Here is a 12,831-nt window from a genome sequence, read left to right as displayed (position 1 = left end):
GGAATTCCATCGCCTTTTTTCGATACGCTTTTTTTATTTCATCCGGGCTGGAATCCTTACCGACTCCCAGCACCTCATAGTAATCTCTTTTTTCACTCATAAATCTATCTCACCTCTTTTGAATCCTAAACACCAACTATACAACTACTAATTATACCTTTTTGAGGAGCAGAGTTAAAGCCTTTTTTCGTTGCCTCCACGAAACTTTTCAAAACGCTCACCCGCATTTTGAGCCGTTCGCGGGCAGTCGCCAACTGCAAGCGAGCTTGCGATTGGCTCGTTGCCTCCACGAAAAAGAGTGGCAGCCTTGGCTGCCACTGGTTTTTGCCGGTTACAGGCAAATCTTACTCTTTTACTTCCTCATATTCAGCATCCACAACATCATCATCGCCTTCAGCAGCAGCTTCTTGCTCATCAGGTGCTTGTTGGGCAGCCGCTTCTTCATACATTTTCTGAGCTAAGGGATAGAAAGCTTCATTTAATGCTTCCGTCGCTTTAGTAATCGCTTCGACATCTTCGCCTTCGCTGGCAGATCGAAGTTCCGCAATGGCGGCTTCAACTTTGGCTTTATCCTCATCCGAAACCTTGCCTTCCATTTCTTTTAAAGACTGTTCGGTTTGGTAAATGGTAGAATCCGCAACGTTTTTCGCTTCAATTAAGGCTTTTATTTTTTTATCATCTTCGGCGTGTTGTTCCGCTTCCTTGACTGCTTTATCAATCTCATCATCACTCATATTAGTGGTCGATTTGATCACGACATTCTGTGATTTTCCGGTTCCGATATCTTTAGCAGATACATTTACAATCCCGTTGGCATCAATATCAAAGGTTACTTCGATTTGGGGAATACCACGACGGGCTGATGGAATACCGGTTAATTGGAAACGACCCAATGTTTTGTTATCCTTGGACATTTCTCGTTCACCCTGTAAAACATGGATGTCAACAGCCGTCTGATTGTCAGCTGCAGTGGAGAAGGTCTGGCTTTTTTTGGTGGGGATCGTGGTGTTTCGATCAATTAGTCGGGTGAATACCCCGCCTAATGTTTCAATTCCCAGTGATAATGGGGTTACGTCAAGCAGTAATACATCATGTACTTCGCCGGCTAATACACCAGCCTGAATGGCGGCACCAATAGCGACACACTCATCTGGGTTGATTCCTTTGTAGGCATCTTCGCCAGTAATGTTTTTAACTGCATCCTGTACCGCTGGGGTTCGAGTCGAACCACCAACCAGGATAACCTTATCCAATTCATTTTTGGAAAGACCAGCATCCTTCATCGCTTTTTCAACCGGTCCAATGGTGCTCTTGACCAGGTCAGAAGTGAGTTCATCAAATTTTGCCCGGGTCAGTGATAATTCCAAATGCTGTGGACCCTCTGCCGTAGCCGTGATAAATGGTAGATTAATGTCCGATTTCATAACGGTTGATAATTCAATTTTTGCTTTTTCAGCTGCTTCTTTAAGTCTCTGAAGCGCCATTTTATCATTTTTAAGATCAAGTCCGTGAGTTTTCTTAAACTCTGCGGCCATCCAATCGATGATTTTCTGATCAAAGTCATCACCACCCAGGTGATTGTTCCCATTGGTTGACTTAACTTCGAAAACGCCATCGCCAAGTTCCAGAATGGATACGTCAAAGGTTCCGCCACCAAGGTCATAAACCATGATTTTATCATTGGCATCTTTATCCAAACCATAAGCTAAAGCAGCTGCGGTTGGTTCGTTGATAATTCTTAAAACTTCCAGACCGGCAATCCGTCCGGCATCTTTGGTCGCCTGTCTTTGCGCATCACTGAAGTAAGCTGGCACGGTAATAACCGCTTTGCTAACTGTTTCGCCTAAATAAGCTTCGGCATCGGCTCTCAGTTTTTGCAGAATCATCGCTGAAATTTCCTGTGGTGTATAACTTTTATCGTCAATTACTACTTTGCGGTCAGTGCCCATATCTCGTTTAATTGAAGAAATGGTGCGATCCGGATTGGTTACAGCCTGTCGTTTGGCAACCTGTCCAACCAGTCGTTCGCCATCTTTGGCAAATGCAACAACCGATGGTGTCGTTCTATTTCCTTCTGCGTTAGGGATAACAACGGCTTCACCGCCTTCTAAAACGGCTACACAAGAGTTTGTGGTTCCTAAGTCAATCCCGATAATTTTTTCTTTACTCATATCTATTTCCTCCTGAAATGTTTACTATTTTATTAAAATGAAAATTCCTTTGTTTTAATCAACTGAATTTTCAATTTTAGACTATTTTATTTGTTTTTTACTTTTTTTTATTTACTACAAACCTTAACCATAGCCGGTCGGATGACCTTGCCCTTAAATTTGTAGCCTTTTTGGAAGACATCAATAATATCCTGGTCTTCCTTTTCATCATCTTCACCCACAGCAACACCATGGTGGAGATTGGGATCAAAGGGACCTTCGCAGATTATTTCTTCCAGTCCTTCTTCTTTGAGCACATCCTTAAGCTGCTTAAAGACCATTTCCAGTCCATCCAGATAGCCCTTCGCTTCTTCGCTGGCATCCGTTAAAGCTGCTTCTGCCCGTTCCAGGTTGTCCATTACCGGCAACAGTTTGGTAGCAAAGTTTTCTGATGCAAACTGAAACATTTCTGTTTTTTCTTTTTGACTTCGCTTTTTGAAATTTTCAAAATCAGCCTGAAGTCTTACCAGGCGATTCAATATGGCCTCATCCTCCTTTACGATCTCCTTTAAAACTTCATCGGGAGATACCTCTTCGACAATTTCATCAGTCGCTTCCTCGTCGGTTACCGTTTCCGCTTCATCTAAAAGCACTTCATCATTTTCTGCCACAGTTTCTGTTTTGATTTCCTCTTCTTTTATCATTTAATCACCTATTTCATTAATAAATTTGAGATATGTAAATTTAACTCATTGCGTATATAATTGAGAACCGATGACACATTATCATAGTTCATCCGGGTCGGCCCGATGACTCCGAAGGCGCCCATCATTTCCCCATCCAGCTCATAGGTGGAGGTAATAATGCTGAAATCCTTAAGATTTTCATTGTCATTTTCACTGCCGATTTTGATTCGGATGATTCGATTCCCATCCTTGGATGTCATCATTTCTGACAACACCTGCTTTTCCTGAACAATATTGATCAATTGCTTAATCTTGTTCACATCACTGAATTCCGGATAATTAAAAAGATTGGTTAACCCGGTGGAATGAACTTCCGAGGCATCCTCCATTAACACTTTTTTAAGGTGGGGGATAATCTCATGGATCAGCTTACTTTCTGCTGGCGACAATTCCTGGATCTGATCAATCAGATCTGAGCTCATTTCACTGAGAATGGTGTTTTTCAGGAATCCATTGATCACATTGGAAAGTTTCAGGGCTAAGATGGTGTCAACTTCCTGAGAAAGGGTTACCTCAATATTTTTGGCCATCCCCTCCTGAGTCACTACTACCATAAGTACCCTGTTTTTAATCAAAGAAACAATCTGAACATGCTTACAGTTAAAATTTGTCACCCGAGGTGCCAGAACCACCGCCGTATAGTTGGTTAACTGGGATAGAACCTGGGCGGTATGGGACATCGTCGGCCCCAGTTCGGTATTGTGATCCAAAAATCCCCGATGAATATCCGTCCGGATCATTTTCTCAAGTTTTTGAATCTCCATGATTTCATCCACATAATAGCGATAAGCCTGCTGAGTTGGAATCCGTCCCGAAGAGGTATGCGGTTGAACCAGAAAACCTAATTCTTCAAGATCCGCCATTTCATTTCGGATGGTCGCCGGGCTGATGCCCAGGTTGCATCGTTTCGAAAGAGTGCGCGAACCAACCGGCTCGGCCGTATTGATATAATCACGGATGATCACTTCCAGTATTTTCTTTTTACGTACGTTAAGTTCCATGATTCACCTCGTTATTAGCACTCACAATAATCGAGTGCTAACATCTGAGTTAAATATAACACCCTGTCCCGACTTTGTCAACTAGTTTCTATAATAGCTTACTCACCTTTTAAAGTTTTCTTAAGATATTTTTTTGACCTGATTTCATCTACACAAAGGCCATAAAGATGCGGTTTCCAAAGTCCTGTCCGCGAGGTGTCAGTTTTAAAACCGACCCATCCCATGCCAGCAAACCCTCAGCAATCAGAGGATTGATGACATTGCCATACTGGCCAAAAAAACTCTCGCCGAACCGCTCCGTAAAAGCATCATCCCGAATTCCGTCCAGCTTACGCAAACCTAAAAACATCCATTCACTCATCATATCCCGGGTTTCCATAACGGGCTCTAAAACCCCCGGCGCTTTTCCGGCGTTTAATAGCTCACAATACTGGTTGAGTTCATTGGCATTTCCATAACGTCGGCCATTATAGAAACCATGGGCACCCAGACCAAAACCCAGATAGGGCACCAGCTCCCAATATTTAACATTATGTCGGCTTTCGTACCCCGGCCGGCAGTAGCTGGAAATCTCATAATGCTTAAATCCCTGTTCTTTCAGAAAGCCATCCACTGCCCAATGCATTTCCCGTTCCTCATCTTCATCCGGCAAATCCAACTGCCCCGCTTCCACCCAGTTGGCCATCGGCGTACCCGGTTCCAGAATCAAGCTGTAGCTGGACAGGTGGGTGGGCGAAAAAGCCATCAGCGCCTGCAATGTTTCCATCACGTCGGCCAACTTTTGTCCCGGTAAACCAACCATCACATCGACACTGAAGTTCTCAAATCCGGCACTTTTTAAGATTTCCATCGTTTTGATAAAATCCGCCTGGCTGTGAATCCGGCCGAGGATTTTCAGCAAAAAATCCTGCCAGGCCTGAAGTCCCACACTAGCCCGGTTAATTCCCGCTTTTTTATAGCGACTGGCCTTGTCCCCAGTCAGCGTCCCCGGATTGATTTCGATGGTGATCTCCGCATCATCGCTAATCACAAAGACTTCCTTTAATAAGGCCAGGGTTGTTTCAATATACCCGGCATCTACTGCCGAAGGCGTCCCGCCACCAAAATAGATGGTGTCCACCGCCGGCACTGAACTGTTATTTTCTTTGGCAAAATTCTTGATCTCTTTATGCAGCGCCTCAAAATAATTCCTGATCACTTCCTCGCTCAGGCCGGAAAAAGAAGAAAAATCACAGTAGGCACATTTTTTCAGACAAAAGGGAATATGGCAATATATTCCCAGCCCTGCTGCGCCATCAACTTTTATCGTATTCATTACTACTCCTCTATTTTTAAAGACTTTTTTTCTTAATTTTATGCTATAATCATAACATATAAATAGAAACAAAACGAAGTCATAGAAAGGAATTCATCAATGAAAAAAGCAACCACCATCGCCATCATTGCCGGAGCTGCTGCCACCATTCCGGCTTATTTTCTGGTACGTAAGCTGATGCAGAAAAAACAGCTGGCAAAAACCGAACCGAAGCTCGAATCACCAAGTAACGAGATTAAGTTTAAAGAAGTCTTGCCTGAAAATTCACCGGCGGATACCCAATCAGCCTCAGGATCCAGCGAACCCGCGAACCTGATCAATGCCATTAAAGCGGAGGTTCACCCCATTGCAAAACCCGCTAAAGACAAGCTAACCTATCCCGGACTGATTGCGCCAAATGGTCGCATCTTATATAATTTCAAAGATGAAAATAATCTCATCTTCTGTGAAGAAACCCAGTTAGGCAAACGTCTGATCCAACTGGAAAACTCCATCAATATCCGCGACATCGGCGGCTATACCGGAATGGATGGCCGAAAAATAAAATGGCGGAAAATCATCCGCAGTGAAGAACTGGCTCATCTGTCTGATAAAGACGTGGCCTATTTTGCTGCCTTGCGACTCAAGCATGTCTTTGACTTTAGAAACAAATCCAAGTCAGAGCGTCAGGCTGACCGTCTGCCTAAAACCGCCGAATATCATTTGCTCCCGATATTTTCCAGTGCCGATATGGGACTGGATCATAAGGATTTTACCCAACCAGGAGTGGTGGATGAATTTATGCGTCATATCTACAAGATCCAGACCGAGGATCGGGCTCAGATCTTTGCTGAAGTTCTGAAATACCTAACCGAATCTTCTGAGTACCCCATTCTTTACCACTGCACCAACGGTAAAGATCGCACCGGTTTTATGACCTATCTGATTTTAAGCATCTTAGGCGTGCCTGAAAACGTCATCCTATCCGATTACACCCTGACCAATCTGACCTTTGACGAAAGTTATAACCTCCTGGGCAATATTATGTCCGAGGAACTGGGAATTGAAAGTTATCATCTCTGGGAATTCTATGGCGTTAAGCCCGACTGGTTAAAGATTTCGATGGATTACGTCAATAGCAATTTCGGAAATGTCGAAACCTATTTAATGGAACAGACCGATTTGCGGGAGAAAGATTTTAAGAAGATCCGGGATAATTTGTTAGCGAAGTAAACAACGTCGTGCGGGCGATCAATGATGACCAAGGGGTCAGACCCTCGCCCCTACAAACCAGAAATTTAGATCGTTCTAAAAATATCCACGTTATGCACCATACCGTAGAGGCGAATCGCATTCGCCCGGTAAACCAACATCAATTATTTAGGAGGAAACGCCAATGCAAATGGAACAACGAGGAAAAATTGCCCGAAATGCAGGCATCTTATTAGCAGCCACCGACGGCCAGAAGCGAAATGCCGGCCTATTGGCTATTGCCAAAGCTCTCGAGACCAACAAAGCGGCCATCGCGGCAGCCAACCAAACGGATATGAAACGTTCCCAGGAAGAAAAACTGGGTGCTCCGCTGCTTAAACGTCTGACCTTTGACGCCGCTAAGATCAGTGACGTCATCCAGGGAATCCACAGCCTGATCGAACTCACCGATCCTCTGGGCGCCACCAAACTATCAACCCAGCTGGATGAAGGTCTGGATCTCTACAAGGTTACCTGCCCGATTGGGGTGATCGGCGTTATTTTTGAATCCCGTCCCGATGCCTTTGTCCAGATTTCTACCCTCTGCCTCAAAAGTGGCAACGCCGTCCTCTTAAAAGGCGGCCGGGAAGCTCTGGAGACCAACCGTATCCTTGCTCAAATTATCAATGAAGCCACTGCCTCAGTCGGTTTGCCAACAGACTGGATCCAGAATCTGGAAACCCGCGAAGACGTCACCGCCATGCTATCCCTGGATCAGTACATTGATCTGATCATTCCCCGTGGCTCCAACAGCTTTGTTCAATACATTATGAACAATTCCAATATTCCGGTAATGGGTCACGCCGATGGCATCTGCCATGTTTATGTCCATGAAGACGCCGATCTTAAGCAAGCCGTGGATATCATCATCGATTCCAAAACCCAATACGTGGCCGCCTGTAATACCTTAGAAACGCTGCTGGTCAACGAAAAAATCGCAGCTGCCCTGCTGCCATCGCTTAAAAAAGCACTGGAAGACAAAAATGTTCATCTTAAAGGCGATGCCGCCACCCAGTCCATTATCACTGTGGAAGCGGCCACCGAAATCGACTGGAAAACCGAATATCTGGATTACATTCTAGCCATTAAGATTGTACCGGATCTGGATACTGCCATTACCCATATCAATACCTATGGCTCCGGCCATACCGATGTGATCCTGACCACCTCTGAACCCACCGCCAAAACCTTTATGACCCTGGTGGATTCGGCCGGCGTTTTCTGGAACTGCTCCACCCGCTTCAGCGACGGTTTCCGCTTCGGCTTCGGCGCCGAAGTGGGGATCAGCACCAGCAAGCTCCACGCCCGGGGCCCGGTCGGCCTGGACGGACTGCTCAGCTACAAGTTCAAACTGCTGGGCCATGGCCAATGCGTGGCTGACTACGCCAGCGGTAAGAGTCACTTTACCCATGTAGCCCAGGATACCAGCTGCCCGATATAATTTGCGCGAAATAGGGAGTGACATGAAGACGTTACGACGTGTCAGCCCCCAAAGGATGACATCTCGAAATGTCCCCTTGTCATTCCCGAGCAATTCTGTAGTTCAAAAAAGCGCTATCTCATTCATGTCCGCTTTTACGATAAAAAATAAAATAAAGAGAGGTCCTCCATGAAATCAAAAAAAATGCTACTAGTTACCTTGATTCTTGTTTCTCTCACGGCTCTTCTTTTTACCGGCTGCACGCCTGCTGTTGAAAAAAAGGATGATTCAAAAACGGAACTCCCCAACCCGATGGTCGAGCAGGCATCCCTGGCCGCCATCAAGGACGCCATCGGCTTTACCTTCGAAACCCTACCCGCTGCTATCACAGCTGGGAAATACTTCACGATCTCCGATAACTTGGCCCAGGCTGACTTTACCCTTAATGGTGTCAGTTACACCGTGCGCAAAGGCGATGTCATGATCGATAACATTGCCGGTGTTTATACCGATTTCCAGAGCGGCGAAACTAAAGCTAACGCATCCGGCATTCCGGTTCTCTACCAGACAAACCCCGACGGCATGGGATTGGCCACCTGGAAAACTGACAAATATACCTATTCGGTTTATTGCGAGACCGGCTTTGAGTTGACGGGGATGGAAGTTGTGGTGAATGGGGTATCCTAAGAAAAACAATTGAATAATGATGTCAAAAAAACAGATTTGGAAGTTGACTAACTATCCAAATCTGTTTTTAATTTTAACTTATATCGGAGCAAAAACTATAGATTAACTTGACAACGGTCTTTAAAAAGATCTAGAACATCTTTTTTAGGTTTTTCTAATTCAGTTAACTCCCAATTGTTAAATTCACCGAAGTTACGGCGCTTGTATCTGTAGAATCTGTCGATTTAATAGTAATCTCAACCGTTTCTGAACCAGCACCTGTAAACTGACCATATGTCGCTGCATCTATACTAATTATATCTGCTCCGGATTTCTTCACAAATGTCACTGTATAATCCGTCTCATCATAACCTGCTGCTTTGATCAACGCTTTTGTTTTAATAATCAAATTTGTACTGACTCCATCACCGGCAGTCACACCCAGCGTTCCTAATCCGCTTACTGTGATATTTGATTTGCTCATCACAACCGATGCTTTCGCAATTAATGCCTCTCTAGCATTCTTCAGCTTTGTCGTTGCATCTTCATATTCCTGTTTGGAATTTTCGTCAATGTTTAATGATGTTTTCGTATATAGTGTCTGATAAGTGTCCCAGGTAGCGCTCGTGTAGTTATCTTTTACAAGCTTAGTGAATTGATTAAATTCTGTCTGGAAAGCACTGGCCACATCTCCAACAGCACTATCTTTGAGGATACTCTGTGAAAGATTAATCATTTGTGTCGCCATATTAATATTCAATTCAGTCATCGTGACCCCAGGAGCAGACTCTAGCCGATTTTTAATCTCATATTCTTTACATTTAACAACATAGTCATTATAACTATTTTTTGTGTATGCACTGGCGACAGAACCATCCCACTTCTCTGCATTAGTAATTGCAGTGTTGTAAGCCGAATAGGCAGTATCTAAACTCAAACTAGAATCCGGTATTAAACCCTCAATTGCTTTTTGAATGTCCAATGTAGCAAAAACAATATCACCCGGTCTACTATTATCGGTAATGATCGTCTGTTTCCAAGAACCATCGCTATTGAAATCAGCATAACGTTTTACTGCTTGTTCGTAGATATACCAGGTCCCGGGCGCTTTTGCTTCAACAGAACCATCTGTTGCTTTATTTCGCGAATACATTTCAAAGGCATCCTTAAATGCTTTTAACTCCGTCCCATTTGCTCTTACCAATTTTGCTTGTGCCGTTTCTATTTTAGTTGCAGCAGCATTTACTTCAGTTTGTGAATTATCCTTTGTTTTATAATTATCTTTCACTATTTTCTGATAATCATTCCAGGAATTTGTAGTATAAGCACTTTGATCATCGGTTAACCCTAGAATTCGGTTATATTCCACCATAATCGCTGCCCGGTTTTGTTCCATCGTCAATACAGTCTGCGCATTTTTAATCTTTGTAATAGCAGTAGTAATCTCGCTCTGCGTGTTTTCAGAAGTCATATCATATTGATTTAGAACCGCCTGATAATCGGACCATGCTTGAGTTTTGAAGGCCGTCTGATCCAAGTATTTTTCGACTAGCAAATCATATTCACTTGTCACACCCTTCTTTTTCAAATTGTTTTGAGCTGCAATAATGTAACCAACCGCACGATCAATTTCCGCCTGTGAATTGTCTGAAGTCATATAAACGCCTTTTGCAGCAATGGCTTTTTTGTACGCTTCCCAACTCTTCTCTGTAAAATCCTCTTCTTTTACTATCGCTAAAGTTTCATTATATCCTTTCGAAAGATCAAGTCTTCCTTTTAATACCAACTTCTGCTGCGCCCGTTCAATTTTCACAACCGCTGCATCGATCTGAGCCTGAGATTTGTCCCGATCCATTTCATTGGTATCCAGTACCTTCTGATAAATAGTCCAGGATGCTGATGTATACTCGGTATCCTTCATAAGTATATTACCATCAGGATCTCTGTTTAAATTAAATTTTAAAACATTCTCATATTCGGTCAAAATACCGCCTTTTAGCAGCTTATACTGAGCCTTCTTGATATTGGCCACCGCAGTATTCACCTGCGCCTGCGATTTATCGGGATCCATAACATTGGTATCCAACACCTTCTGATAGGTTGCCCAGGATGAAGTTGTATACTCTCCCTGGTTCATCAAAACCAAAGGCTTAGTTGAAGCAGTATCATCTGGATCTTTGCCCAGATAAAGATTATACTTCAAGGCTTTGCTGTATTCTTTATAATAGCCAGCTCTTTCCACCAGCTTTAAGCTGGCTGCCCTGAGTTTAATTACTGCCGCATTAATTTTGGCTTGCCCATCCTGTGCCTTAAGGAAATTTGCATCAATCACTTTCTGGTATGTGATCCATGAAGCAGATGTATAGTTATCTTGATCAAGCCCAATCAATTCATTATACTCTTTGAGATCTTCGGCAGCTGGCACCAGTTTTTTCTGAGCGGCTTCGATTTTTTCAATGGCCGCATCAATGGCTTCTTGTCCATCAACAGGGATGACCACATTGGCCTCGACGACTTTCTGGTAAGTATCCCAGGATGGAGTCGTATAATCGGTACGAATAACCGCATTAATGGCGGCCGAGTAATAGCGCATATCTCCGGCCGGCATCAGACTCATTTGCGCATTCAGAATTTTTAAAACCGCCGCATCAATTACCTCCGGCTTGCTCAGGGTATTCACAACCGCTGAACGAACCACCTTCTGATAGGCATTCCAGGAGACAGTCGTATAATCTTCCTTGTTGACCGCATCCAGCACTGCCTGATAATAGGTCAAATCGGCTTTTTTAACCAGCTTACTTTGAGCCTCTTCAATTTTCTTGATGGCCTTTTCAATGTCGCTCTGGGTATTAGTTTCATCGACAAAATTGGCATCCACCACATCCTGATAAATAGTCCAGGTGGTTTCGATGTAATCTTCTTCTTTCACCGCATTCAAAAGAGCGTTGTAAGCGGTAAAATCAAATTTCCTGACCATTTTCTTCTGCGCCTCGTCAATTTTCTTAACGGCCGCATCCACTTCGGTCTGGGTATTATTTTCTGTCATGGCATAAGTTGAAAGCACTTTCTGATAGGATACCCATGAATCAGCGGTGTAGTCTTCCGCTCGCGCAGCATCTAATGTTGCCCTGTACTCAGTTAAATTGACTTTCCACTGCAACTTTTTTTGAGCTTCTAAAATCCTGTTTAAGGCCTCATTAATTTTAGCCTGTGTATCATTCTTAGTAACGACATTGTCTTCAACAACTTCCCGATACACCGCCCAGGTATCGGGGGTATATTCCTCTTCTTTCACTGCCGCCAATGCCGCATTATAAGCTGTCAGATTTTTTGCCAGAACCAGGTTTTTCTGAGCCGCAGCAATATTGGCGGTCGCCTGTTTGATTTTTTCTTTACTACTATCTTTTGTCATCTGATTAGCATCCACCACTTTTTTATAAATGGTCCAGGATTCACTGGTATAAAAAGATGGCACGACAGCGTTCACGGTAGCGAGATAACTTTCGTATTCTTCATTCACTTCCACCAGTTTAACACGAATGCCTTCCAACCGGAGACCTTCCCCTGATGTTCCCGCTGTTTCACCATTTTTAAACCAGGTATCCTGATTGCCGTTATCCTTTAACCAGCCTTTGTTCTGAACCTGAACATTATATAAAAGTCGATATCCTGGCATATTGTTGAGTACCAGCCGAATACTCTCAAGACGCAAGCTCTGACCAGAGGTACCTGCCTCATTACCCATGGCAAAAGGACCCATATCGCCTCTGTTCTGAACGTGGACATAGGTCTGAATACTTGCCCCTTCCGGCAACGAACCGGTCAATTGCACCAGCATCGCTTCCAATCGCTTGGATTCTCCTTCAGTTCCAGATAAAGCCCCATTAATCTTCCAGGCTGTTTCCCAACCATAGTCCTGAATATGCGTTTTATACTGCACTCCCGGTTCAGTAACAACAGTTGCCTGTGCACCTTCAGCCGATACTCCTGGTGAAAGAAGCACTGAAGTCAGCAAGACGGCTGATAACATCGAAGCTGTCCTTTTTTTCATTGACAAGACCTCCTTTTTCTTTTTATGATCTGTCCCAAATTGTTTATTTCAATCACGATCAAGCTATTTAAATCTGAATGAAAGTTATTATCCAATTATATCATATTATCGTAATAGTGTTATCGTCAAAAAATAACATTTCTTTAATAAATCAACCTGTTTTAGCAATGCCAAATTAACCTTTCTTAAGTAATTGAGCCCTTTACCAGCACCAGCCAGTAAAGAGCTCAAATTTCCACCCATCGGGTTATT

General features: G+C 43.6%; 9 protein-coding genes. 3 read left to right on the top strand and 6 right to left on the bottom strand.

Annotated elements, in window-relative coordinates:
• The 5 genes from Q7J41_RS11935 to hemW all read right to left on the bottom strand — a co-directional run.
• Positions 1-100, bottom strand: a 100-nt coding sequence (locus Q7J41_RS11935) for a DnaJ domain-containing protein (protein ID WP_304888383.1), incomplete at its 3' end; no start/stop codon positions are given.
• Between the two features lie 244 nt (positions 101-344).
• Complete coding sequence (gene dnaK / locus Q7J41_RS11930) at positions 345-2,171, bottom strand: molecular chaperone DnaK (RefSeq protein WP_304888381.1); 1,827 nt, start codon at positions 2,169-2,171, stop codon at positions 345-347.
• Positions 2,172-2,278: 107 nt separating this feature from the next.
• Positions 2,279-2,854, bottom strand: coding sequence for a nucleotide exchange factor GrpE (gene grpE, locus Q7J41_RS11925; RefSeq protein ID WP_304888379.1), 576 nt, complete (start codon positions 2,852-2,854; stop codon positions 2,279-2,281).
• Between the two features lie 8 nt (positions 2,855-2,862).
• A complete protein-coding gene (gene hrcA / locus Q7J41_RS11920) occupies positions 2,863-3,897 on the bottom strand; it encodes a heat-inducible transcriptional repressor HrcA (RefSeq protein ID WP_304888377.1) in 1,035 nt (344 codons plus the stop codon).
• Positions 3,898-4,045: 148 nt separating this feature from the next.
• Positions 4,046-5,212, bottom strand: a complete 1,167-nt coding sequence (gene hemW, locus Q7J41_RS11915; RefSeq protein WP_304888375.1) for a radical SAM family heme chaperone HemW — start codon at positions 5,210-5,212, stop codon at positions 4,046-4,048.
• A gap of 99 nt (positions 5,213-5,311) precedes the next feature.
• Here hemW and Q7J41_RS11910 point away from each other — a divergent pair, with 99 nt between their 5' ends.
• The 3 genes from Q7J41_RS11910 (at position 5,312) to Q7J41_RS11900 (ending at position 8,549) form a co-directional block, all read left to right on the top strand.
• On the top strand, positions 5,312-6,424 hold the full coding sequence (locus Q7J41_RS11910; RefSeq protein WP_304888373.1) for a tyrosine-protein phosphatase: 1,113 nt from the start codon (positions 5,312-5,314) through the stop codon (positions 6,422-6,424).
• A gap of 163 nt (positions 6,425-6,587) precedes the next feature.
• Positions 6,588-7,883 carry a glutamate-5-semialdehyde dehydrogenase gene (locus Q7J41_RS11905; RefSeq protein WP_304888371.1) on the top strand — a complete coding sequence of 432 codons (1,296 nt, stop codon included), beginning with the start codon at positions 6,588-6,590 and terminating at the stop codon, positions 7,881-7,883.
• 183 nt (positions 7,884-8,066) lie between these two features.
• Positions 8,067-8,549 (top strand): hypothetical protein, encoded by a 483-nt coding sequence (locus Q7J41_RS11900; protein WP_304888369.1) that lies wholly within the window; start codon positions 8,067-8,069, stop codon positions 8,547-8,549.
• A 163-nt stretch (positions 8,550-8,712) separates the two neighbouring features.
• Here Q7J41_RS11900 and Q7J41_RS11895 read toward each other — a convergent pair whose 3' ends face one another.
• A complete protein-coding gene (locus tag Q7J41_RS11895; RefSeq protein ID WP_304888368.1) occupies positions 8,713-12,579 on the bottom strand; it encodes a hypothetical protein in 3,867 nt (1,288 codons plus the stop codon).
• Between the last annotated feature and the right edge of the window lie 252 nt (positions 12,580-12,831).

This window comes from Acetobacterium sp., from assembly GCF_030652775.1.
GTDB lineage: Bacteria > Bacillota > Clostridia > Eubacteriales > Eubacteriaceae > Acetobacterium.
This window is presented reverse-complemented; position numbering and strand designations above follow the sequence as displayed.